This is a genomic window from Bacillus sp. FDAARGOS_1420 (genome assembly GCF_019344915.1).
GTDB classification, from domain to species: domain Bacteria; phylum Bacillota; class Bacilli; order Bacillales; family Bacillaceae_G; genus Bacillus_A; species Bacillus_A mycoides.
On record NZ_JAHWJB010000002.1, the window covers coordinates 2,786,878 to 2,809,602 of the forward strand.

Annotated in this window: 25 protein-coding genes; 8 read left to right on the forward strand and 17 right to left on the reverse strand. The window is 33.2% G+C overall.

Annotated features, from left to right (window positions below; genetic code table 11):
* Positions 1 to 37 precede the first annotated feature (37 nt).
* Positions 38 to 796 carry an exodeoxyribonuclease III gene (locus tag I6L50_RS24455; protein WP_113936877.1) on the reverse strand — a complete coding sequence of 253 codons (759 nt, stop codon included), beginning with the start codon at positions 794 to 796 and terminating at the stop codon, positions 38 to 40.
* Between the two features lie 154 nt (positions 797 to 950).
* Here I6L50_RS24455 and I6L50_RS24460 point away from each other — a divergent pair, with 154 nt between their 5' ends.
* Genes I6L50_RS24460 through I6L50_RS24470 form a run of 3 tightly spaced genes read left to right on the forward strand, consistent with a single transcriptional unit; the run spans position 951 to position 2,966 of the window.
* Complete coding sequence (locus I6L50_RS24460; RefSeq protein WP_219303373.1) at positions 951 to 1,523, forward strand: bifunctional transcriptional activator/DNA repair enzyme AdaA; 573 nt, start codon at positions 951 to 953, stop codon at positions 1,521 to 1,523.
* A 4-nt stretch (positions 1,524 to 1,527) separates the two neighbouring features.
* Positions 1,528 to 2,052, forward strand: a complete 525-nt coding sequence (locus I6L50_RS24465) for a methylated-DNA--[protein]-cysteine S-methyltransferase (protein ID WP_113936875.1) — start codon at positions 1,528 to 1,530, stop codon at positions 2,050 to 2,052.
* A gap of 2 nt (positions 2,053 to 2,054) precedes the next feature.
* Positions 2,055 to 2,966, forward strand: coding sequence for a DNA-3-methyladenine glycosylase 2 (locus I6L50_RS24470; RefSeq protein ID WP_219303374.1), 912 nt, complete (start codon positions 2,055 to 2,057; stop codon positions 2,964 to 2,966).
* A gap of 12 nt (positions 2,967 to 2,978) precedes the next feature.
* Here the strand turns inward: I6L50_RS24470 and I6L50_RS24475 are convergent, their stop codons facing one another.
* The 3 genes from I6L50_RS24475 to pepT all read right to left on the reverse strand — a co-directional run bounded on the left by I6L50_RS24475 (position 2,979) and on the right by pepT (position 5,697).
* Entirely contained in the window at positions 2,979 to 3,284 is a 306-nt protein-coding gene (locus I6L50_RS24475; protein WP_016362105.1) for a hypothetical protein, read from the reverse strand.
* Between the two features lie 14 nt (positions 3,285 to 3,298).
* On the reverse strand, positions 3,299 to 4,363 hold the full coding sequence (locus I6L50_RS24480; protein WP_113936873.1) for a lactonase family protein: 1,065 nt from the start codon (positions 4,361 to 4,363) through the stop codon (positions 3,299 to 3,301).
* 101 nt (positions 4,364 to 4,464) lie between these two features.
* Entirely contained in the window at positions 4,465 to 5,697 is a 1,233-nt protein-coding gene (gene pepT / locus I6L50_RS24485) for a peptidase T (RefSeq protein WP_219303375.1), read from the reverse strand.
* A gap of 183 nt (positions 5,698 to 5,880) precedes the next feature.
* Between pepT and I6L50_RS24490 the strand changes: the two genes are divergently transcribed.
* Positions 5,881 to 6,525: a YczE/YyaS/YitT family protein gene (locus tag I6L50_RS24490; RefSeq protein WP_219303376.1), complete on the forward strand. Its 645-nt coding sequence runs from the start codon at positions 5,881 to 5,883 to the stop codon at positions 6,523 to 6,525.
* Between the two features lie 136 nt (positions 6,526 to 6,661).
* Here the strand turns inward: I6L50_RS24490 and I6L50_RS24495 are convergent, their stop codons facing one another.
* From I6L50_RS24495 to I6L50_RS24510, 4 genes are all read right to left on the reverse strand, one after another.
* On the reverse strand, positions 6,662 to 6,979 hold the full coding sequence (locus I6L50_RS24495) for a hypothetical protein (RefSeq protein WP_219303377.1): 318 nt from the start codon (positions 6,977 to 6,979) through the stop codon (positions 6,662 to 6,664).
* 321 nt (positions 6,980 to 7,300) lie between these two features.
* Positions 7,301 to 7,876 (reverse strand): histidine phosphatase family protein, encoded by a 576-nt coding sequence (locus tag I6L50_RS24500; RefSeq protein WP_219303378.1) that lies wholly within the window; start codon positions 7,874 to 7,876, stop codon positions 7,301 to 7,303.
* Between the two features lie 95 nt (positions 7,877 to 7,971).
* Complete coding sequence (locus I6L50_RS24505) at positions 7,972 to 8,787, reverse strand: alpha/beta fold hydrolase (RefSeq protein WP_219303379.1); 816 nt, start codon at positions 8,785 to 8,787, stop codon at positions 7,972 to 7,974.
* Positions 8,788 to 8,999: 212 nt separating this feature from the next.
* Entirely contained in the window at positions 9,000 to 9,386 is a 387-nt protein-coding gene (locus I6L50_RS24510) for a VOC family protein (RefSeq protein ID WP_219303380.1), read from the reverse strand.
* 435 nt (positions 9,387 to 9,821) lie between these two features.
* On the opposite strand from I6L50_RS24510, the gene I6L50_RS24515 reads away from it, so the two are divergent.
* On the forward strand, positions 9,822 to 12,542 hold the full coding sequence (locus I6L50_RS24515) for a putative bifunctional diguanylate cyclase/phosphodiesterase (RefSeq protein ID WP_219303381.1): 2,721 nt from the start codon (positions 9,822 to 9,824) through the stop codon (positions 12,540 to 12,542).
* Positions 12,543 to 12,641: 99 nt separating this feature from the next.
* Here the strand turns inward: I6L50_RS24515 and I6L50_RS24520 are convergent, their stop codons facing one another.
* From I6L50_RS24520 to I6L50_RS24535, 4 genes are read right to left on the reverse strand one after another with little or no spacing between them, the layout of a single operon-like run.
* Positions 12,642 to 13,706 (reverse strand): undecaprenyldiphospho-muramoylpentapeptide beta-N-acetylglucosaminyltransferase, encoded by a 1,065-nt coding sequence (locus I6L50_RS24520; RefSeq protein WP_219303382.1) that lies wholly within the window; start codon positions 13,704 to 13,706, stop codon positions 12,642 to 12,644.
* A gap of 48 nt (positions 13,707 to 13,754) precedes the next feature.
* On the reverse strand, positions 13,755 to 14,069 hold the full coding sequence (locus I6L50_RS24525) for a DUF6572 domain-containing protein (RefSeq protein ID WP_219303383.1): 315 nt from the start codon (positions 14,067 to 14,069) through the stop codon (positions 13,755 to 13,757).
* Positions 14,070 to 14,094: 25 nt separating this feature from the next.
* Positions 14,095 to 15,006: an SDR family oxidoreductase gene (locus tag I6L50_RS24530; protein ID WP_113936864.1), complete on the reverse strand. Its 912-nt coding sequence runs from the start codon at positions 15,004 to 15,006 to the stop codon at positions 14,095 to 14,097.
* Positions 15,003 to 15,989, reverse strand: a complete 987-nt coding sequence (locus I6L50_RS24535) for a UDP-N-acetylglucosamine 4,6-dehydratase family protein (protein WP_219303384.1) — start codon at positions 15,987 to 15,989, stop codon at positions 15,003 to 15,005. Before I6L50_RS24535 ends, I6L50_RS24530 begins: the two co-directional genes overlap by 4 nt.
* A 467-nt stretch (positions 15,990 to 16,456) precedes the next feature.
* On the opposite strand from I6L50_RS24535, the gene I6L50_RS24540 reads away from it, so the two are divergent.
* Positions 16,457 to 17,635 (forward strand): DUF2515 domain-containing protein, encoded by a 1,179-nt coding sequence (locus I6L50_RS24540; protein ID WP_219303385.1) that lies wholly within the window; start codon positions 16,457 to 16,459, stop codon positions 17,633 to 17,635.
* The gene (locus tag I6L50_RS24545) at positions 17,610 to 18,023 is read left to right on the forward strand and encodes a CBO0543 family protein (RefSeq protein WP_219303386.1); all 414 of its coding nucleotides are present in this window, start codon (positions 17,610 to 17,612) and stop codon (positions 18,021 to 18,023) included. The genes I6L50_RS24540 and I6L50_RS24545 overlap by 26 nt, the downstream gene beginning before the upstream one ends.
* Positions 18,024 to 18,076: 53 nt before the next feature.
* On the opposite strand, the gene I6L50_RS24550 is transcribed toward I6L50_RS24545, so the two are convergent.
* The gene (locus tag I6L50_RS24550) at positions 18,077 to 18,832 is read right to left on the reverse strand and encodes an HAD-IIB family hydrolase (RefSeq protein ID WP_219303387.1); all 756 of its coding nucleotides are present in this window, start codon (positions 18,830 to 18,832) and stop codon (positions 18,077 to 18,079) included.
* A gap of 78 nt (positions 18,833 to 18,910) precedes the next feature.
* On the opposite strand from I6L50_RS24550, the gene I6L50_RS24555 reads away from it, so the two are divergent.
* Positions 18,911 to 19,600: a Crp/Fnr family transcriptional regulator gene (locus I6L50_RS24555; RefSeq protein ID WP_113936859.1), complete on the forward strand. Its 690-nt coding sequence runs from the start codon at positions 18,911 to 18,913 to the stop codon at positions 19,598 to 19,600.
* 55 nt (positions 19,601 to 19,655) lie between these two features.
* Here the strand turns inward: I6L50_RS24555 and I6L50_RS24560 are convergent, their stop codons facing one another.
* The 4 genes from I6L50_RS24560 to pdxR all read right to left on the reverse strand — a co-directional run bounded on the left by I6L50_RS24560 (position 19,656) and on the right by pdxR (position 22,662).
* Positions 19,656 to 20,078: a YfmQ family protein gene (locus I6L50_RS24560; RefSeq protein WP_113936858.1), complete on the reverse strand. Its 423-nt coding sequence runs from the start codon at positions 20,076 to 20,078 to the stop codon at positions 19,656 to 19,658.
* 65 nt (positions 20,079 to 20,143) lie between these two features.
* Complete coding sequence (locus I6L50_RS24565) at positions 20,144 to 20,815, reverse strand: LrgB family protein (RefSeq protein WP_219303388.1); 672 nt, start codon at positions 20,813 to 20,815, stop codon at positions 20,144 to 20,146.
* A gap of 23 nt (positions 20,816 to 20,838) precedes the next feature.
* Positions 20,839 to 21,195, reverse strand: a complete 357-nt coding sequence (locus I6L50_RS24570) for a CidA/LrgA family holin-like protein (RefSeq protein WP_113936857.1) — start codon at positions 21,193 to 21,195, stop codon at positions 20,839 to 20,841.
* 33 nt (positions 21,196 to 21,228) lie between these two features.
* Positions 21,229 to 22,662, reverse strand: a complete 1,434-nt coding sequence (gene pdxR, locus I6L50_RS24575) for a MocR-like pyridoxine biosynthesis transcription factor PdxR (RefSeq protein ID WP_219303389.1) — start codon at positions 22,660 to 22,662, stop codon at positions 21,229 to 21,231.
* Positions 22,663 to 22,725: the final 63 nt, after the last annotated feature.

The following is a 22,725-nucleotide window of genomic DNA, read 5'->3' on the forward strand; positions in this document are numbered from 1 at the left end:
AGAAGTATCTCCTTTTTTCAGGAAGATACTTCTTTTTTTAGAAATCTATATGTAATTCAACTGGACAATGGTCCGATCCCATCACTTCACTATTAATTTTCGCATCGGTAATTTTATGTTTTAGCCTTTCAGAAATCACAAAGTAGTCTAAACGCCAACCGATATTTTTCGCTCTTGCACCCATACGATATGACCACCATGAGTACGCTCCTTCTTGATCAGGATAAAGATAGCGATACGTATCAATGAATCCCGCCTCTAAAACACATGTGAATTTCTCTCTTTCTTCATCCGAAAAACCAGGATTTTTCCGATTACTTTTCGGATTTTTTAAATCGATTTCTTTATGAGAAACGTTTAAATCACCGCAAAAAACAACTGGTTTCTTCTCATCTAACCGCTTAATATACGCCCTGAAATCATCTTCCCATTCCATTCTGTAATCTAAACGTTCTAATCCTCGTTTAGAATTTGGTGTATACAGCGTTATCATATAAAAATCATCAAATTCTAACGTAATAACTCGTCCTTCTTGATCATGCTCTTCAATCCCTAAACCATATGTAACAGAAATCGGTTCTTTTTTCGTGAAAATAGCCGTTCCTGAGTAGCCTTTTTTCACAGCATAATTCCAATATGTATAATATCCCTCGGGATTTAAATCAATTTGTCCACTTTGTAATTTAATTTCCTGTAAACAAAATATATCTGCATTAGATTCTTCTAGGTATTCTAGAAATCCACCTTTTGCAATAACTGCTCGCAAACCATTTACATTCCATGAAATCAACTTCATCTATGTTCCTCCTCTTGATGTGCATTTTCAATTTTCATGCTAACACAAAATAGATACCCTATCATAGTTTCATCTTTGTAATCTTGCTCTTACATTCGTAAATACGTACATACGTACTTTATTCAGGTTATACTAATGCCAGAGGTGATGTTCTGTGCATAATGAAGAGTTCACAGTAACAAATGAGTATTGGCAAGCAATTATTCATAATGACTCCACATATGATGACAAATTCTTTTACGCTGTAAAATCAACCGGTATTTTTTGCCGACCATCATGTAAATCGAGAATGCCGAATAAAAACAATGTACGTATTTTTCTTAAGGCAGAGCAAGCATTACATGAAAATTTTCGTCCGTGTAAACGTTGTAAACCAAACGGGCTAACTTTACCTAATGAAGAATGGGTAGAGCAAATTAAAGAATATATCCAAAAACATTATTGTGACGTGTTAACCCTCGACTTACTCGCAGAAATATGCCATGGTAGCCCTTATCATCTACAACGCACTTTCAAGAAAATTGTAGGGATTAGTCCAATAGAATATATACAGCAATTCAGAATTAAAAAAGCGACAGAATACCTTTCACATACAAATCAATCCATTATGGAAATTAGTACTGATGTCGGGATAGAAAATCCGGAGTATTTCGCGACTTTATTTAAAAAGAAGACAGGATTTACCCCTACTGAATATCGAAAAAAGAACGGAATAAGAGAGGTATGAAATAATGAAACCATATGAAAATAAAACTATATATTGGACATTGCTTATTCATAAACATTGGCGTATGCATATTGCAGCTACTTCAAATGGATTATGCTTCATCGGATCGCAAAATGAAACTTTTGAAGAACTAAATACGTGGGCTAGCAAAAAACTGCCACAACATACATTCATCCAAAATCCAGATCATCTGCAAACATATACAAAAGAACTTATCGAGTATTTGGAAACCAAACTAGAAACCTTTACAATTCCTATCGATGTTTACGGAACTGCATTTCAATTAGCTGTTTGGAATACAGTACGTGAAATTCCTTATGGGGAGGCACATTCTTATTCAGAGATTGCGGAAAGAATTCAAAAACCTAACGCTGTACGTGCAGTTGGGACTGCCGTTGGGGCAAATCCTCTGCTTATCACTATTCCTTGTCACCGCGTTATTGGGAAAAATGGTAAACTTACCGGTTTTAGAGGTGGTTTAGAAATGAAAAAAGAATTGCTCAAATTAGAAGCGCTTCGGGAGGAGTAAATATGACAGAGGGCTGTAATGAAATATTGTCTTTAGTCGTTCCAAAAGAATTTAGTTTTCAAGAAAACTTACGCTATCTATCGCGTTCTAAAAATGAATGTATGTTTCATATTGAAAACAATAAAATCTATAAAGTCATTCCTGTTCAAAACATAAATCCATTAGTTGAAATTGGTTTGAATGCCGATAGTAATATTCAAATACGTTTTTTAGGAGAATCATATGTCTCTGAAAAATGGGCACACGATGCCGTATCTAACTATGTAAAAGAGTGGTTTGATTTAACTACTGATTTAGCTCCCTTCTATAAATTAGCTAAACACGACCCACTCCTTCAAAAACCCATTAAAGAATTTTACGGTCTTCGTACTTTGGGAATTCCGGATTTATTTGAAGCACTATGCTGGGGGATTCTAGGTCAACAAATCAACCTCACATATGCCTATACTCTAAAAAGAAGATTAGTCGAAAATTTTGGCGATTATGTAGATTGGAACGATAGAAAACATTGGATATTCCCCTCACCTGAAGTAATAGCAAATCTACGTGTAGAAGATCTCGCAATGTTAAAAATGACTACAAGAAAGTGCGAATACTTAATTGACGTCGCGCAGCTCATTACAGAAGGTAAATTATCAAAAGAATCTCTATTACAAATACAAGATGTGAAGCAAGCTGAAAAACAATTAACTAGCATTCGCGGTATAGGGCCATGGACAGCTCACTATGTTTTGATGCGTTGTTTACGATTCCCTTCAGCTTTTCCAATTGATGATGTTGGTTTGCATAATGCAATTAAATTTATAACAGGTTCCGAAAAGAAACCGACTAAAAATGAAATAAAAGAATTTGAAGTAAATTGGATACATTGGGAGTCTTACGCGACTTTTTATTTGTGGCGTGTTCTATATTAAAAAAAAGCATTTTTAAGTGCTTTTTTTTAATATATTTTCAGGTGATATTTCATCATCGCTTTTTGTATAATAGTTTTCATCATGATATGGTAAAGATAAGTGTTCTAACTTCTCATCGTCTTCTACACACATGACTTTTAAAGTATATCCTTCGAAATCAACTGGAAAGAAAACTTCTTCACTTTGATTTTCATTTATTGCCAAATCAATCATATCCCTTAATTGCTCTAACCCTTCTTTATTTCCAATAATAATAGCTTGATCATGCCACATTTGTTGTCCATATATATGACAGACCTTATAATCTTTGAAATTCATAAATGTTCTCCTATCTACTTTTTCACATGCAAAAACTTCACACATACCGGTTCTGGCGCACTTATTCCATCCTGTAAGAGCACTAATTTCCCCGTTAATTCATTTCTAGAGAATAAAGTCAATGTATTAGATTTTTCATTCGCAGCAATTAAAAATCTTTCTGTCGGATCTAAAGAAAAGTCCCGTGGCCAATCTCCTTCTGTCGATACTGTTTCAATAAAAGTTAGCTCTCCATTATGCTCATTTACTCGAAAAACTGCGATACTATTATGCCCTCTATTTGCTGCGTAAACAAATTTGCCATCTGAAGAGATATAAATTGCACTTCCATAACTTTCTTCACTATAATCTTCAGGTAATGTAGAGATATATTGTTTTTCTTTAAAACTACCACTATGTGCATCATATTGCAGTACAATAATCTCCGAACTTAGTTCCGTCATAACGTATGCAAGATGTTTATTGGGATGGAATACAAGATGTCTCGGACCGCTACCAGGTTTAACAGATAAACAAGCAGCTTCCATTAATCCTCCGTCACTTTCTTTATATGTAATCACCTTGTCTATTCCTAAATCAACTGCTACTACATATTTTTCATCAGGAGTAAAATTCGCATAATGAGCATGCGCCTTTTCTTGTCTTTCCTTATTCAGTCCTGAACCTTTATGTTCTACAATTGTCGTAGCAGTATTTATACTTCCACTACCCTTTTTCACTATATAAGATTCAACTGTTCCTTTATGATAATTCGCTGCTACTACTATACTATTCTCCCGATTCACACTTACATAGCACGGCGATACCCCTTCTAAAACTTGCATGTTAATCGAATTTAGATTACCGGATTTATTATGAATGGAAAAACTAGCAATTCCACCTAACCCATTATCTTTCGCAACAGAATAAAGGTACTCGTTGTTATGACTAATCGTTACATATGTCGGACTTCCTATATGAGCTGCTAATTCAATCCCTTTAAGTTCTCCGATGTTCGTATCAAGTATAAATTTATAAATCCCCTTACTCTCTGCTTTTGTATATGTCCCTATATAACCATGAAACTGATTTTCACTCATAACATTTCCCCCTTTTACAAACGTCTTGTAACAAGTTTCACTTTGTATTTTTTACTATAGAAAAGAACCAAGTAGCACTTCATTACTACTTGGTTCTCTTTTTAAGCTTGTTCTTCAAATCGTCTTGCAATTTCTACAATTACTTGAACAGCTTTTTCCATAGTATCTACCGAAACATACTCAAATTTACCGTGATAGTTTTCACCACCAGTGAAAATATTTGGCGTTGGTAATCCCATATACGATAATTGTGATCCATCTGTTCCACCACGAATTGGATGGATGTTCGGTTCGATATTTAAACTTTTCATCGCTTCATATGCAATATCAACAATTTCTCGCACTGGTTCAATTTTTTCAAGCATGTTATAGTACTGATCATTCATCTCTAAAACAATCGCATTTTCACCGTACTTCTCTTGCATGTTTTTCACAATATCTTTAATGTTATTTTTACGCGCTTCAAAATGAGTACGATCAAAATCTCGAATAATATAGTAAGCCTTACTTTGCTCGACATCACCATTTAAAGAGAGTAAATGATAGAAACCTTCATACCCTTCAGTATATTCTGGCGCCTCTTCTACTGGCAACTGTCTATCGAATTCCATAGCGAGTTTACTTGCGTTACGCATTTTGTTTTTCGCTGTTCCAGGATGTGTATTTGTCCCTTTAAAAGTTAATTTAGCGCTTGCGGCGTTAAAACTCTCATATTCTAAACCACCTAATGGACCTCCGTCCATCGTATAAGCCAACGATGCACCAAACGCTTCTACATCAAAATGCGCTGGTCCACGACCAATTTCTTCATCCGGTGTAAATGCTACTCTTATTTTCCCATGCTTAATTTGCGGATTATGTATTAAATAGTTCATTGCTACCATGATTTCTGTAAGACCAGCTTTATCATCTGCTCCAAGAAGTGTTGTACCATCAGTTGTAATAATTGTATGTCCTTTATATGATGGTAATTCCGGGAACTGTTCAGGTGTTAACACAACATTTAATTCTTCATTTAACGTAATCGCATTACCATCAAAATTTTCATGAATTTGTGGGTTTACGTTTTTCCCTGTAAAATCTGTTGCTGTGTCTAAATGCGCTAAAAAGCCGATTACAGGAACATCTTTATCTGTATTTGCAGGTAATGTTGCCATTACGTAACCATTATCATCCATCGTCACTTCTGATAATCCAATCTCTTTTAACTCTTCCACTAATAACTTACCAAATTCAATTTGTCCAGGTGTTGTTGGTACTGTATGACTTTCTTCATTTGATTGGGTATCAATTTTTACATATCTCGTAAATCTTTCAATAAGTTCTTGTTTCAAGTTCGTTCACTCCCTTTTCTGTTTCTTTCTCCATTATAATCCTTAAAACGAAATATTTTAACTTTTTTGACTGTGAAAATATATATCCATTTACATTTTTAATAAATCATAAAAAGACATAATATTTGTACATTAAAATTCAAACATGTAATATACATCATTATATATTGGGAGGTTTTAAAGATGAGGCTAACTCTCTTTCGCTATTTTCTTTTTTTCCTAGGATTAATTTTTTTTGGACTTGGAAATGCTCTCGCAGTCAAAGTTAAATTCCTCGGTTTACATCCTTGGGAAGTATTAAATATGGCTCTCTATGAACGATTCGGATGGACACTTGGTACTTGGAGTGTCATATGTGGGTTATGCCTCGTTCTTATCTCTTTATTAGTAGATCCAAAATATATAAACGTAGGTACATTTTTAAATGCACTACTTATCGGTCCTATTATGGACTTTTTCTTACGATCAAACATCCTTCCAAACGCTAGTGATTATTTATGGATAAACTTACTCATTTTATTTTCTGGTATCGCAATTACAGGAATTGGGGGCGGTATGTACGTTGCGGCTGGGATTGGTGCTGGACCTCGCGATGGATTCATGCTTACTATTTCTGACAAAACTGGGTTATCTATTAGTCGTGCTCGAATCATTGTAGAATGCTTTGTACTAGTCATTGGATACATGCTAGGAGGTCCTATTTTTATCGTAACTTTTCTATACACTTTTATTCAAAGTCCAATATTCCAGCATTCATTTAAGGTATTTCAAGCACTCTTACATACTTTACATAGCAAAAACAAAGAGCAAATTAATGAAAATATATAAAACATAACTTAATACCAATTACTCTTTTCATTAACTTTCTTACAAATAATTCACCCTATTTACGATTCCCACCGCAAATAGGGTGTTTCTTTTTTCATCCGATAATATATATTTAATTAAACATCAAGAGCATATACTACTCATTCACAATAAAAGTATATACATCATTATAAATACAACCATTTACTCTAATAACATACTTACCCGGTTTATTGAACTGAACTGTATAATTACTTAATTGTACCGCTTCTTTATCTCCTGAAAGAATATCAATACTTCTACCACTCAATAAATAAGATTCACTTTGATTCATCGCTACATTAATAGTATTGAACTTCTCCTCTTTCACTTGCATTGTTTCTGCAGCGCTTACACTTGGTTCTAAAAAAAGTAATCCACTTAATCCAATTGAACCCGCTAGAGCTACTCCTGCAAATTTTTTCATTTTTTTCATCACAATGACCTCCTTATAATTTTAGTGTAAAGGCGATGTCCCCCCTTACACCACAAAGCCTATATGTTAAGAAATGAAAAGTAAACGTGTACAGTAAGACAAAATTCTACATTTTTTTCTCCTATTGAATATAAATCCAGCGTTTGGAGTTTTGTCACATTTAAAATTGTTTCCCTAAACCAATTTCTCAATAAACTATTCAAAAACTGAATAATTATTTATTGATTTAACATTCTAAAAATAGTTGATAAAGATGCTTTCTCTTCAAAAAAAGAGTGTGTGTTAAAAGTAACTTTTAACACACACTCCATATATCCCATTTCATTCTTCTCTCCATAATCTCTCTACATTTATTAATTGCTCGTCTTTAAATTCCAGCTTATATACGTCTGGCTTTGATGTATTCATTAAAAATTCAAGCCCATATTGGTTATCAAAATAGTTCATCATCAATGTCATTACAAGCCCATGTGTACCAACTACAATTTTATGTCCTTGAAAATCTATTAATATTTCTTTTAATATTTTCACTACTCTTCTCTGACAATCCACATACGACTCTCCTCCAGTTAGTGTGAAATCTGGATTAGAGAACATCTTCTTTACGAGTGGATACACTTCCTTATCTGATATAATCTTATCCTCACTTAAAAATCTACACTCTTTGAGATTTTCATATACTACTATTTCTTTTTCATGGGAATTAGCTAACTTTTCTATTGTTAACATTGCCCTCTTATACGGACTTGAAATGAAAGTATCAATCCCCTCTGTTTTTAATATCTCAGTTACTTTATGGGCATCTAAAGTTCCCTTCTCAGTTAATCCACGTGTTCTTTCATCTCCTTCTAATTTTGGTGATTCACCATGCCTAACCATATAGATATATGTATTCATAATTCCTCCTTGAAAATATTTATAAGTTAATTACTTACTTTAATCTTTTCCGTATCAAAACTTGAATACAATCAAAATATTAATTTATTCTTTTTTTATGAACTTTGCTGAGCAGTTCGTCTAACCCACTCCCAAACTAAATTCTCAAATAATTCAGGCTGTTCAATTTGTAAATTATGTCCCGCCATATCTAATACCGCTAATGTCGCTCTTGGATAATCTTCAATGATTCCTACAATATCTTGATAACCTACCGATATATCTTGTCTTCCAGCTAATAAAAGAACAGGTTTCTCATATTTTTTATGCTGGAAGTCCAAAGTAAGAGAGTAATTCTTTTGTAATCTTTCAATAAACCCATCATTAGCAATATCTAGCCCAGGCTTAATTTCTTCTTTGAAACGCTTATATGTATACTCATTCGCAACCACTGCTAACTCACAAAATTCTTCCCTTTCGGTTGAAGTAAGCGTATTTAAAAATTCTTCCTCTCTTACAATTACCTGTTTATCTGGGAGAAGCCTTTTTTCTCGTTGCGCTACAACAACAGGACATACTAACAATAATCCATTAACTCTATCAAACATCTTTGAAAGTATCCCGCTAGCTAAATATCCCCCGTAAGACTCTCCTACTAGTAAAAAATCTTTAGTTGGGATGATTTTCTCAATAAATGCAGTTAACAGTTCTAATATACAATCTGAACTATTTATCCAATCTGGGGCATTCGATTTCCCCATTCCAGGTAAATCAATATAAATTCGTTGATATCCTACAGACTTCTGAAACACTGTTTCCATACATTTCTTCATTAATCTATGGTCAGGGGAACACCCATGTATGATAAGTACTGGCTTTCCTTCTCCAATGATTTCATAGTATACTTCTGCATCCCTAATCCGGCATATCATAAAAAAACCTCCCTATTTTTATATTCACCTTTAAAAACAACCCGCTCAAACTCAAAAGAATACACGTTCTCATTTTACATCTTTTCAGAAGTTAATTTCAAATCTTAATTTTCAGATTACAAATACAAAAAGCTTCCCTATGAGTGTATCTCCTCCAAGGAAACTTTTTTATATTTTCTTATACTCTATCAAAATTCGAAATTTCTCTAGCCTCATTCTTCTATTTGCATCAATACAATTCTCCAACCATCTGGGTCCTCTATAGTAATCCCCTTTTCTTTCCAATATGGATTTTCTGGTTCTACTTCATCGTATCCCATTGCATGCAGCCTTTTACTCACTTTTTTCATTTCACTATCTTCTCGCATGTAAAATACAAGTAAATTATCTTTTGTTGGAGCAGGACATGGGCTTCCATCTATATGTCTTGTAAATTCTAAATGATATTCTTCATCCGGTAGACCAAACATGACTCCATCATAACCATCATGATCATAAAACTCACCTATACGTTTTAAACCTAATCCTTCTTCATAGAATGCAATAACCTCTTCAAATTTATCAGTTGGACGTGCTATTCTAAACTTCACCCATTTCATCGTGATTTTCCCTCCATATTAAAAATCAATTACTGTATTACATATTATTGTATATAATCAACACGTTTCTTTAATCCCTCATTAGTATGAGAATAGGTACATACAAAGGTCTTACTTAATACACTTTAATAACGAAAAACTCCCCTCATCTAGAGAGAAGTTCCCATCACTTTATATGCAATTTTACATCTCCGCTTGCAAATCACTAAAAAACCTTTAAAATCTAAAGGATGACTAAATATACAAATTCTATCTGCATTCCTTATAAATTGAAAAATCATTGAACTCAATACTTTTTCAATTTTAAGAAGTATTACATTCTTCATTTTTTCCTTATAAGCATGCTTTTTATAAGGAAATCTGATACAATCCTTAAGTAATATTATTATGTATAGATATTACGAATATAGTACATACTTAAAGAAGGTGATTTTTTTGAAATTAAATAAAAATTTACAGCTATGTATATTAATCACAACATTAATATGCTATTCAATCTATTTTATGTTTTTCTTTCTATTCCCTACTAATTTTTCAAATTTCAATGTACGCTTCGCTTCACTCATCGTTGAAGTCATTACATTTATATCGCTAATTTACTCTATATACTCTAAAAAAGTTAGTTCAAATCCTTTTTGGATATGTATTACAATTGCAATTGGTAGTTTTTTATTAGGAAAAGTAGTATATACGTATCAAGATACCTTTTTCGAACTTCCAATACATCATTTTACTATTTCTGATGTATTTTACATGTTTTTTCTATTCTTCTGCCTTATCGCTTTTTGCTATAAGATCTTAAAAGAATGCAATAAATGGGAAAAAGCTTTCTTTATTTGTGATATATGTATAGTACTTACTTCCATATTCACATTAGAATGGTATTTATTTAATCAGCCAAATTTAAATATATTCTCACTTTCACTCGCAGATATTTTCCTTTCATTTCTATATCCAATTGCAGATCTATTATTTCTTCTACTAGGTGTTAGTCTCTTTTTCCGCCCAACAATTTTTAAGTCCAAGCGGAAAATTTATATCTTTATTTTTGTATTAATTAGTTCTGCAACTTTTAACTATATTTATTTTTACTTAAATACCCATTTATCAACTGACACTATAACATTTTTACGTCTTTTATATAGAATACCTATATTGCTTATCGCAATAGCTGGGTCTATTTCAGAAGATGATAATAGCCATAAAAATTATTTCATTGTAAACCCTATACTAGGAAAGAAAGTTTTAGTCGTATTTCCCTATCTTGCTGTTGCAATACTAATCGGGTTTACGTTAAAAGAACAAACATCATCTTCAACTCTCATTACAGGAAATTGTATCGCTTTTGTTTTCGTACTTATTCGCCATTCTATTGTGCGTATGCAAAACGACACCCTAACAAAACGTTTACAAGTATTTAATGCTCAACTAGAAGAAAAAGTTACTTTAAGAACTTCTGATTTAGTCCATAAATCAGAGGCCCTATCTCAGAAACAACAAAAATTCAAATCATTATATGAATATCATCCTGATCCCATTTTTACGATTGATTTAAATGGAATATTCTTAAATGTAAATAAAGCAGGAAGCATACTACTTGGAGCACCAACGAACGAGTTACTTGGTGAGACATGTTTTTCTATTATTTTAGATGCAGATAAACATAAACTGATATCTGCATTAGAAAAAGTTAAACAACAAGAATCAGCATCCTTACAACTTAGTTCTCAATATAAAGATGGCTTTACTTATTTTTTATACGTTACCATCGTTCCTATTATGATAGATGGACAAATTTCAGGAAGCTATATTATGGTAAAGGATATTACCGCACTAAAAAAACAACAAGAAGAAATAAAATATTTAGCATTCCACGATACTGTAACGAAAATTGGGAATCGATCCTTTTTCCATAGGAAGCTAAGAAAATTTATAAAAAATGCTCAAACAACACAAAGTGAGTTTGCATTATTATATTTAGATTTAGATCGCTTTAAAGTAATTAACGATACACTTGGACATTCGTCAGGTGATTACATATTAGAAGAAGTAGCAAAACGTTTCCAATCATGTCTTCCATCACATACTCATCTGTCAAGAATCGGTGGTGATGAGTTTACAATCTTAATTGAAAACTATACTGACGAAGATTCCTTATTCGAGTTATGTAACCAATTATTTGAAAGCATGGAAAAGCCGTTTGTCATACATGAGCATAAATTAACTTTATCACTGAGTATCGGTATCTCCATTTATCCACATTCCGGAATCGATACCGCTACACTTCTGAAAAACGCTAATGTTGCAATGTATGATGCAAAGGCAAAAGAGCTCAACTCTGTCTCTATTTATGACGATGTAATCGCTAAAAAAATCGAAAGACGATTACGATTAGAAAAAGATTTACCAAACGCAATACAAAATGAAGAATTGTTCCTTTTGTATCAACCTCAAGTTGATAGTGAATCTAATAAAATTATCGGTGCAGAAGCTTTAATCAGGTGGAATCATCCTGAATTAGGTGTTATTTCTCCATACGAGTTTATTCCGATTGCAGAAGAAACACTACAAATTATTCCAATAGGAAAATGGACATTACAGCAGGCTTGTGAGCAAATGAAACGTTGGCACGCACTCGGATATTCGCATTTAAAAATAGGGGTAAATTTATCTGCTAAAGAATTTGAACAAGACGGCTTTGTAAAATCTATTTCTTCTACTTTAGCAACTACAGGCTTACCAGCAAGTTCCCTTGATCTAGAATTAACAGAACGAATTGCAATGATGGATGAGAGAGAAACATTGATAAAACTGCGTACACTAAAAAGTTTAGGGATTCACATTTCAATCGACGACTTTGGTACAGGCTATTCTTCCCTAGCCTACTTACCTTTATATCCAATCGATACGTTAAAAATCCCAAGAGAATTTATTACAATGTCTGAAACGTGTGAAGATGGAATGGAAATCATTAAAACAATCATCACATTAGCAAATACATTAGGAATGTCTGTCATTGCTGAAGGCGTAGAAACGAAAGAACACGTAAATTTCCTTCAAAAAAATAAATGTCAGTTTATTCAAGGTTACTATTACAGTAAACCTATTCATACTAATGCATTTACTGAGCTATTAGAAATCGGTATTCACCAATAGTACATAGCTAATCGGTATAAGTAATAATGAATTTGAGCAACTATAGTAAAAAGGAAAGAAGATACCTTCTTTCCTTTTGTATTTCTATTTAAATTTCTATTACTTCACCACTTCATTTATTATATCTATTAATTGATTAATCCCCTCATCATTTGTTTTCTTATATCCATTCATGTTTTGAATATATCTCTCCTTATTTGTATACAACTTATTTACTGCATGTGTAAATGTACTACTGTTTACTCTATCTTGAAGTAAAACTTCCGCATATCCTTGTCGTGCAAAATGGTCAGCATTTAAAACTTGATCCCCTCTACTGGAACCATTAGTTAACGGAATAAGCAACATCGGTTTCTTCAAAAATAACAATTCAGAAATAGCAGTAGAACCAGCCCTGGAAACTACAACACTTGCCATATTCAGTATATGTGGCAACTCTTCCCCTATATATTCAAATTGTATATAACCTTCCATTCCGATAGAAGGATCCACCTTCCCTTTACCACACATATGAACAATATTAAAATTTAATAATAATGTATCTAAACTTTTCCTTACCATATCATTTATCCACTTAGCACCTTGACTCCCACCCATTATTAACAATACCGGTTTATCTTGCTGAAATTTACAATAGCTTCTTCCTCGTAATACGTTGCCTCTCTCAATTTCTTCCCTTACAATTGGCCCTACATAAACCTTCTTCTCAGTACTTACATTACCCCCTGTTTGAGGAAATGTTGTGCATAGTTTTTTAGAAAAAGGTAATGCTATTTTATTTGCCAACCCTAACGTACTATCTGGTTCACGTATTATTATAGGTACACGATTTAACCATGCCCCTATAACTACAGGAACTGAAACAAATCCTCCTGCCGAAAAGATAACGTCAGGCTTCATTTTCTTAATTAATTTATAACTTTGTAAACAACCGTTTATAATTTTAAAAGGATCTTTAAAGTTCTCCCAATCCCAATATCTCCTAAGTTTTCCTGTTGAAACACTATTATACTTAACATTCTGAACTAATAATTTTTCAATTCCATTTTGAGATCCAATATACTCAACTCCCCATCCTTTTTCTATAAATTTAGGAATCAATACCATATTAATCATTACGTGTCCGGCTGTACCGCCCCCAGTAAAGAGAATCTTTTTATTCATAACTTATATCCACCTTTATCATTAAAAGTCTAGCTTTATAGTAATCTTTCAAATGTACATTAACTTACTATGATTTATATAAATCTTTAACTCCAGACCTATGTCTTGCAAAAGATCTTTAATGAGTTCATAAAAATCATTTCCATACTCACTACATTCATACTGAGTAAAGACTTGGATTACAGGCCTAGTTCCTGTATATATTGTTTTGGGGTTTCGATTAACCTTTTCCACATATGCTCGACATGTATTTATCGCCTCATAGATGCGCAAAACATGTTCTTCTTCATCTTTCCAATCCAACGTATCCACAATCGAAAGAAATAGCGTACTTTGATTATCTATCGCTTCATAACAATTCATATATTTGTTACATCCTTTTATATTTTTATTGAATGCAGATTTCACTACACTTCGCATATTCAAGTACATCTTTTAATGATTGCTGAAATTGAATTTCTGGGATCCATCCTAATTTTTTTATATCCTCTAATAATAAATTTTCATTTGAGCTGCTCCCACTATTCTCTTTTTCTTTTATAGTAAAATTCAGCTGTGTTAATCCTTTAAATTGCTCCAATACATCTAATAAAGAGCGTTTTACTCCTGATCCAATATTATATTGTTTTCCATTTATACCATCACGTAATAACACATGATACGCTTTAACTGCATCACGTACATCCAGAAAGTCCCTACTATCTTTCAAACTGTTTATTTCAATAATTGGTTCACTTTTCCCCAACTGTATATCTATCATTTTTTTTGCAAGAATAGAACAAATGCCATTCGATACTCCTGGACCAATTAAATTTGAGGGCTTTGCAATGATAATATTTGAATCCATTAATCCGCCCCAAGCCTCTGCAATAATGACTTGCATAGTTTTACTTAAACTATATGGATTTGAAACTTTTATGTTTTTCATACTATCTGCTTGCAATGCAGATCCTATAACTAATGTTTTACAATGCGAGGCTTCCTGCTTAATGGCTTCTAATAAATATAAAGTCCCTATTACGTTAATCTCTATATATTCCAGAGAAGCTGTCCAAGACTCATTAACTGAGTTTCTTCCTGCTAAATGCAATACATAGTCTGGTTTTATTTGTTTAATTACCTTCATTACTTCACTCTTATTTGTTAAATCACAAGTAATACCATTTTCGATTTTTTCTCTATGTGAACGATTTTGAAACATAGGAATTACATGAAAGCCCTGCTCTAAAAAATATTGGTAAGCATGACGTCCTGTGAAGCCATTTGCACCAGTTATTAAAAGGCTCGCATTTTTTTTCATCGTAAAAACCCTCCTTTTTCTAACATTTGTTTCACCTCGTATTTTGTAAGTAAGTCTTGTTGAGAACTAAAACTATTCACATCCACAAGCGGATAACTAGCATAATATTCTTGAAGTCCTTCTATAGGAATAGTCGGTAGTACCACAAAATAATTTTGATCAAAACTAATACTTGTTTTACTCTCTACCTCAGATAAAAGCATTTCACTTAATTTTTCACCAGGTCTTATTCCTACCTCTTTTATCTTCACGCTTTCTTTTTTTGAATCTTCAATCAATACTTTCGCTAAATCCGTTATTTTACATGCTGGCATTTTCATAACAAAGATTTCTCCTCCTCTTCCTTCAGATGCTGCTTTAAATAACAATCCAACAGCATCTTCAATGGTTAAGAAAAATCTAGTCATATTTGCATCGGTAATCCCTACTTTTGAAGATTGCTTAATTTGCTTTTTAAAAAGCGGTACCACACTTCCACTCGTTCCTAAAACATTTCCGCCACGAACACAAATGAATTTTGTTTTCTTCGTTTGCACATTCGCATGAACCATTAATTTTTCACCAATTGCTTTTGTCATCCCATACGTATTTGATGGATCGGCCGCTTTATCAGTTGAAACATATATAACTTTCTCAACTTGATTCTGGATAGATGCTTCAATTACATTTTGCGTACCATGTATATTTGTTTTTATAGCTTCATAAGGATAATATTCACATACTGGAACATGCTTTAAAGCTGCAAGATGAAATACATAATGTACACCTTGGCAAGCATATACTAGTTGCTCTTTATCACGAATATCTCCAATAATAAATTTTAATCTCTCTTCATTTATAAACTGTTGCTGCATTTCAAACTGAACCGTTTCATTCCTTGAAAAAACTCTAATTTCTTTCGGTGATTTTTCTAATAGTTGTTTTATAAGTTCATGTCCCCACGAACCTGTACCACCAGTAATTAAAATTATTTTATTAAGCATTCCTTTTCCTCCTACCATACATTTCAATTCAAATTGTATTTATTAAGGTTATTGAATTATTTTCAATTGATTCAAATCATAATCGTCGTTTGTTACATTTAATTGACAAAATAAAAAAACAGAAACTATTTTTTAATAGTTTCTGTTTTTCATTTCACTTCTTAGCAATTAGATTTTCTTTATACTGTTTGAATGATCACTATATTACTGATTTAAAAAACACCGCTCATTTATTTCTTATACTCGTAATAAAATAAAGTGAAACTTTAATTAGTGGGGATTTTGTCCATCCCCCACTGATTATTAGTTGAATCAATCGGGCTTTTACGAGCAGCCCCACCCTCACCTAACTTCTTTGCTTTAGCCGACTTTTGAGATGGGAGTCTTACTGCTCGTTAATAGCGGGATAAATGGAATGATTCATAACCAATACCACATTTAAACTCATAGCAAAGGGAGGTAATGGAATGTACCAAAGCAATTCAAACAATACATCTAAGGAATTCTCAAAAGCACTCCCTCTCTCCCTATTCGACGTGAAAAACGAGTTACAACAAAAAAGCGATCTCATCTCTTCTGTTACCATATATAAATTAACGAAAGAAGAGCAACTTATCATCGATAAAATTAAAGCTCAGACAAAAGAACTAAATAAAAATAACGTCACAAGAACACGTGCATACTACCAATTTTACATTCAATATCCAGAAATACATTGGGCACTACTTGGGCATATCGTATCACGTAACGGTGGCTGGAATATGACAGATTTAAAGGGAGATTTATATACGAGGCTTTTATCCGAGAAAGATCAAATTACATTTTTCTCTTTTTTAGAAAGAGGGAATTGGCTCATTTTCCAAGATGTATATCCTCAATTTTTACTATATGAGCAAAGTGTAAAAAAATCAAAAAAGCTATTTCACCTTCTCACTCACTTAAATGTTTCTACATTTATGGAAACAATGTGGAACGATTTTTGGAAAACAGGTAACAAAAAAACATTAGCGATCGCAACTATTGTTAATGAACAAAACTACTTAGAAAAAAGAGTTATTCAAAATGCACACTTTAAAAAGACTGTATTAAATAGTATTGGATTTAAACTCTTTGATTTTTTTCAGTTCAATCATATCCTTTTCCCATTTTACGAAAATGATAAAAAGCAAAAAGTATTACTATTTGGTGATACAATGAAACATTTCACTTCTTTGCATGAACGAATTTCACTTGGAAAACGTTTGTATTCATTGTTATTTCGGGATACACATATTTTATCTCAAATAATAAACTGGGTCGATCACCATCCACATACAGGCTCAAGAAAAGATTACTGGCCTCATTTATTTTCTAGTGTAAATGAATCTTTTTCGCGTGAGTTTTATAAACGCCGAATAAAGAAATGCCAGTTACGTAGTGACGCGTATCGTATATACAGCCCTGCACTCATCTATGCATGGCGGGATATGAAACATGAAGAAGTTGAAAATGAAGATTGGTTTAACGATTGGCAAGTTGTAAATTATTTAGTTGATAAGGAGGAAAATATAAATGGACAAATTACAGAAGACTACTGCAAAACACTCGAAAAAATTGAACTCGCAATTCTCGCGAAGAAAAATGTCCTCCTTCGAGAAGAAGAATGATTTTTTAGCATTATTAGTTACAGTCTTACTTTTTTCTATTATTGGAACTTGCTTAGATGCTTTCTTTGTGCATACACAAATATATTCCTTTCCAGTTAGACCTTTCTCATCTATATTTTCAGTTAACATAGGCTTTACGTTGTTTGTGCTACCAATTTTAACAATCATTTTCATACAAATTTCAAAAACATTATCTGCAGTTTCTAGAACTCTATTTATTATTTTAATAGGGCTTTGTGCTAGTATTTTTGAACAAGTTGCTGAGAGGCTAGGCTTATTTGTACATAGTACGGATTGGCAGCATAGTTATTCTTTGTTTGGATATATGTTGTTTTTATTTTTCATATGGAAAGTCTATCAGTCAATCATTAATAAAAACGGGTACTAAAAGGCTAACAATCCTTTTAGTACCCGTTTTTATTATGTTTCACATACACATTTTTATGCATATGACTCTGCTAACTCAATAATTTTATCAACAATACTTTGCTCGTCAACCTTTAAACATACGGACGCATGATTTATTAATACTTCATGACTCCCAACACAAATACTTTCCTTAGCATGTATAAACATTGATAAGTCGTTCGAATCATTACCAAACACTACGAATTCTCCCTCTTTTATACCTAATCGTTTTAAACCTTCCCATTTATCAATATGTGGCGGACTTATATCAATAATCCCCTCTTTATCGTGCTCATATATTCTTATAGGAAGTTCTTCCAACGCATTTATGATTAATTCTTTTTTTATATTATCAGGAAATAAAACCACTTTTACTACTTCACCAATTTCATCAATATTCATATTAATAGCCAATTGATTAGGGTCTATGTTTTTGTAGATAGGGTGACTCTCACTTCCTGTATAAGCATAGTTCCATTGACTATCTAACAAATAGGAAAGACTATACTTTTCTATGATTGAACGCATAGCACTTACTGTTTCAATGTCAAAACGTATAACTTCAACAATTTCTCTATCCTTTGCGATAAAAGCACCATTTCCACCAATCATTGAATAATGATGCATATGAGTTGGTAGAACAGGTAATAAATCTCTAATTGGTCTAGCAGATGCAAATATAATCTCATGTCCTATACTATGACAAACGTCTAGCGCTTGAATAATCTCTTTCGTTACTGCGTTTCCTTTAAAACAAATAGTACCATCAATATCAAAAATAAATTTCATATACATCACTCCTTTCTTTTTAATGTATATGAATTATTTTATAATAGATAGGACAGATGTCCCAAAAGGAGAAACATTATGCAAAAGATTGCAGATAATACCTTATTATTAAGCTACTTAAATAATGAGTACATAAAGAAGCTATTCCAACAATTCAATCATCCATTTGAGATTCGCAGATATGCAGCAAAAGAAACTATACTACAAGAAGGTGCAGCTATCGACGGCCTCTACATTCAAATGTCAGGACGTACAAAAATAACTTCAAGTGTAATTACAGGTAAAGCATTATTACTACGATTTTGTTCTGCAGTTTCTATCATGGGGGATATTGAATTAATTCAATCCGTAGACATACAATCTCATGTAATTTCCGAACAACAGTCTGATTTTCTTTTTATCGATAAAAATTATGTAACAAGTTACTTATTACACGATGTAGTCTTTCTTCAAGAGCTAATTCATCATGTCACTTATAAACTCCAAACTTGCACAACAGCTTCACGTATCAATTTACTGGCTTCTGTGGAGACACGCTTTGCTAGTTATTTATGTACAGCCCGAAATCCTTCTAATTTATTTGGGCGAGAAATTCATACTAAAGATCATCATGAAATCGCCTCATTAATCGGGACTACTACCCGTCATCTTAATCGAGTCATTGAAAAACTAATAGCTAACGATATAATTCATAAAAATAACAAACAAATTATCGTAGTCCATTGGAAAGCTATTGAAGAACTTTCCAATGGACTACGATATGAATAATTAATTATATACATCCTACCTATAATAAAGAGACCGTTTTTACAATGGCCTCTCCTTAAGCATAATCTTCAGTTACTGCTACTGAACGACTTTGAAGGCTTTTTGATCGCAAACGATATGCAACTACTTTCTTCTTATATTGCTTTACCACATCAACGTGTTCCTCGTAGCTATATATAGAAAATCTAATCTCTCTTTTTCCTTTCTTCGTCTCCATGACTATCGGTGTACCATTCCCTTGCGGCGGAAAATAATGTTTATCTAAAAATAAAGCCTCGTTAAATTCATGAATAACTTGAAGTTTCATTTCTCCTTCTATACTTTCCCCATCTACCGTTACAGTAGTATTTTCCTCATCAAGTTTTTGGTGTAACTCAAATCTACTAATAATTGATTCTACAACAGAAGTTGGCATACTAGAAACTAGTACTTTAAGAGCACCAAAAATACATAATGTAACTATAAACCATGTTGTCATTTTAATCATCTCCATTACGCTCTAAAATGAGTAGTGTTATGCTCCTTATTACGATTCATTGATTTTCAAAATAAAAATTTCACTCCATAAGGTACTAATATACTAATAAGTATCCCTGTTACAATCATCGTTACCGAACCGATAGTTGCCTCTTTCTCTCCTTCTTTCACTAGACGGCTCACACCAATAATATGTGATGCGCAGCCCATCCCCACTCCTTTTCCAATCGTACTTGTTATACGGAAAAACTTAAGTACTGTCGGTCCGATAATAGCACCTGTTATTCCTGCAACAACTACAAAACTAGAAGTCATAGATGGAATGCCACCAATTTGATCCGCTAATGAAATGGCAATAGGCATTGTCGCTAATTGTGGTAAAGTTGTTAATATAAGTTCCTTATCTATATTAACAACTTTACCAATCACTACATTCATACTCGTTAAAGCCACTATACCTATCACTACGCCGATTAGTATCGCTAAAAAGTTTTTCATAAGTATCTTTCGCTCTTTAAATAGAGGTATGGCTAACGCTACAATTGCAGGACTCAAAAAACCTGAAAGAATGTCTCCCCCATTTTCCTTATACTCATGATGAGAAATACCAAATATCAAAAATAAGCAAATCATAATTGCTGTAACTGTTAATACCGGTAACGTAAATGGAAACGTAAATTTTTTATATAACTTTGTCGCCAATAAATAAATTACTACAGTAATAATAATTAAGACCATTTGAATCGTGCACCTTGTCGATTTTATTTTTTTGATGTTACTAATAATTGACTTACATACCCTGAAACAATCAATGTTACTACCGTACTTGCAACTACTAAAAGGAATATAACACTCCCCTTACTTAAAAGAAAAGATCCATATTCCATTAATCCTGTTGTCGAAGGAATTAGAAATAACGGTAAAAATACTATTAACTTTTCTGCCCCTACCTCAAACCACTTTAATGGAAAAACACGAGTAGAAAGGAGTAGAAACAATATTAACATCCCTATTAAACTTCCTGGCATCGACAGATGGAATACTCCTTGAATCCACGTACCAGCTAAGCTAAACACATATAGCACGCCTACTTGAAGTAAAAGCGTCACGTACTTCATTTCTTTCCCTCATTTCCATATTACGCTTCACTATTATGAAATCTCATTTAATGTTTCCGCAAACCTTGTAACTCCAAGCTGAATTTGTTCTACATTCGCTCTGCCAAAAGTAAATCGGATATATTCACTTTTCGAACCTAGGACGCTTCCTGGGACAAATGCTACACCATTTTGTATAGATTCACCTAGTAAATGATATTCATCAAACGTTCCTTGCACTTTGCACCATAAATGTATTCCGCCCTCAGGAACGAAAAATTCAATCTGGTCCCCTAATATTTCTTCAAGCTTTCCAATTAACTCATCTCTTCTTTGTTTCAGTTGTCCACGAAGCATCGTAATATGCGTATGAAAATCCTCAGATTCTAAAAATTGGTTTGCTACCCACTGTGTAAATACACTATGACCGAAATCAACTTGCTGCTTCGCATCTGCCAATCTCTCAATTACGCGCTTGGGGCCAATTACCCAACCAATACGTAATCCTGATGCAACAATTTTTGATAATGAGCTCACATAAAGAACATTCTCATTTTGATCCATCGATTTCAATGTCGGATTCACTTCTCCATTAAAAGAAGTCAAACTATACGGATCATCTTCTACAATCGGTATACCAAATTCAGAAGATAGTTCTAAAACCTTTTTACGTCTTGCCAATGAAAGTACCGTTCCAGTTGGATTTTGATAATCCGGATTTAAAAACACCATACGAATGCGATGCTTTTTGTGCAAATCGATTAAGTCATCTGGATTCATACCATGCTGATCAACTGGTAAACGGAATATTTTTAAACCTGCTGATTTAAACATCGGAAGTGAATAACAATAGGAGGGATCCTCAATTGCAATCGCATCTCCAGGCTTTAACAAACATTGAACGATAAGATTAAGTGCTTGCTGAGCTCCAGATGTAATAAGAATAGAGCTTGAATCTGCTTCTATTTGTTTATATTGCTCGACATGTGCCGCAATGGTTTTTCGCAACATTTCATTTCCAAGCGGATGGTCATAACCGAGATTTCCCATAAATGTTTTCTCCGACAAAATTGTTCGAAATCTATCACTCGGAATTAAATCTGATGACAATTCACCACTCGCTAAATTGATTAAATCATCTTTTTGTGTTTCCGTTCGAATTTGTTGAACAAGTGGTACATTAGGTAAGAACGATCCATCCTCAACGTACCTACCCCAGTTCGGTATTCGTTTATGTGACACACCCCATATGTCTGTATTCACGCGGGTGCCGCTTCCTTTTTGCCGGTCTACTACCCCAAGTGATTTTAATTCCTCATAAGCAGCTACTACTGTACTCCGGTTCACTTGTAACTTCTGTGCTAGCATACGCTCGGAAGGTAATTTTCTATCAGAAGGGAATTCACCGGTAGAAATGCCTCTTTCAATGTAATCAGCAATTTGTTTATAAACTGGTATCTTATCTTCACGATTCGGTTGCCATTCCATTTAGTTCCCTCCTCTCCAAGCTGGTGTCCTGAACTCATTAATAACAGTATTCACTGCAAAAAT

What these genes read in the sequence shown, in the direction of transcription:
- I6L50_RS24565 (WP_219303388.1), bottom strand. Translation starts at nt 20,815, where the DNA reads ATGGTCTTAATTATTATTACTGTAGTAATTTATTTATTGGCGACAAAG.
- I6L50_RS24525 (WP_219303383.1), bottom strand. Translation starts at nt 14,069, where the DNA reads ATGAATTGTTATGAAGCGATAGATAATCAAAGTACGCTATTTCTTTCG.
- I6L50_RS24555 (WP_113936859.1), top strand. Translation starts at nt 18,911, where the DNA reads ATGCAAAAGATTGCAGATAATACCTTATTATTAAGCTACTTAAATAAT.
- I6L50_RS24530 (WP_113936864.1), bottom strand. Translation starts at nt 15,006, where the DNA reads ATGAAAAAAAATGCGAGCCTTTTAATAACTGGTGCAAATGGCTTCACA.
- I6L50_RS24520 (WP_219303382.1), bottom strand. Translation starts at nt 13,706, where the DNA reads ATGAATAAAAAGATTCTCTTTACTGGGGGCGGTACAGCCGGACACGTA.
- I6L50_RS24540 (WP_219303385.1), top strand. Translation starts at nt 16,457, where the DNA reads ATGTACCAAAGCAATTCAAACAATACATCTAAGGAATTCTCAAAAGCA.
- I6L50_RS24455 (WP_113936877.1), bottom strand. Translation starts at nt 796, where the DNA reads ATGAAGTTGATTTCATGGAATGTAAATGGTTTGCGAGCAGTTATTGCA.
- I6L50_RS24480 (WP_113936873.1), bottom strand. Translation starts at nt 4,363, where the DNA reads ATGAGTGAAAATCAGTTTCATGGTTATATAGGGACATATACAAAAGCA.
- I6L50_RS24505 (WP_219303379.1), bottom strand. Translation starts at nt 8,787, where the DNA reads ATGATATGCCGGATTAGGGATGCAGAAGTATACTATGAAATCATTGGA.
- I6L50_RS24495 (WP_219303377.1), bottom strand. Translation starts at nt 6,979, where the DNA reads ATGAAAAAAATGAAAAAATTTGCAGGAGTAGCTCTAGCGGGTTCAATT.
- I6L50_RS24570 (WP_113936857.1), bottom strand. Translation starts at nt 21,195, where the DNA reads ATGAAGTACGTGACGCTTTTACTTCAAGTAGGCGTGCTATATGTGTTT.
- I6L50_RS24535 (WP_219303384.1), bottom strand. Translation starts at nt 15,989, where the DNA reads ATGCTTAATAAAATAATTTTAATTACTGGTGGTACAGGTTCGTGGGGA.
- I6L50_RS24490 (WP_219303376.1), top strand. Translation starts at nt 5,881, where the DNA reads ATGAGGCTAACTCTCTTTCGCTATTTTCTTTTTTTCCTAGGATTAATT.
- I6L50_RS24500 (WP_219303378.1), bottom strand. Translation starts at nt 7,876, where the DNA reads ATGAATACATATATCTATATGGTTAGGCATGGTGAATCACCAAAATTA.
- pdxR (WP_219303389.1), bottom strand. Translation starts at nt 22,662, where the DNA reads ATGGAATGGCAACCGAATCGTGAAGATAAGATACCAGTTTATAAACAA.
- I6L50_RS24545 (WP_219303386.1), top strand. Translation starts at nt 17,610, where the DNA reads ATGTCCTCCTTCGAGAAGAAGAATGATTTTTTAGCATTATTAGTTACA.
- I6L50_RS24475 (WP_016362105.1), bottom strand. Translation starts at nt 3,284, where the DNA reads ATGAATTTCAAAGATTATAAGGTCTGTCATATATATGGACAACAAATG.
- I6L50_RS24560 (WP_113936858.1), bottom strand. Translation starts at nt 20,078, where the DNA reads ATGACAACATGGTTTATAGTTACATTATGTATTTTTGGTGCTCTTAAA.
- I6L50_RS24465 (WP_113936875.1), top strand. Translation starts at nt 1,528, where the DNA reads ATGAAACCATATGAAAATAAAACTATATATTGGACATTGCTTATTCAT.
- I6L50_RS24470 (WP_219303374.1), top strand. Translation starts at nt 2,055, where the DNA reads ATGACAGAGGGCTGTAATGAAATATTGTCTTTAGTCGTTCCAAAAGAA.
- I6L50_RS24550 (WP_219303387.1), bottom strand. Translation starts at nt 18,832, where the DNA reads ATGAAATTTATTTTTGATATTGATGGTACTATTTGTTTTAAAGGAAAC.
- I6L50_RS24510 (WP_219303380.1), bottom strand. Translation starts at nt 9,386, where the DNA reads ATGAAATGGGTGAAGTTTAGAATAGCACGTCCAACTGATAAATTTGAA.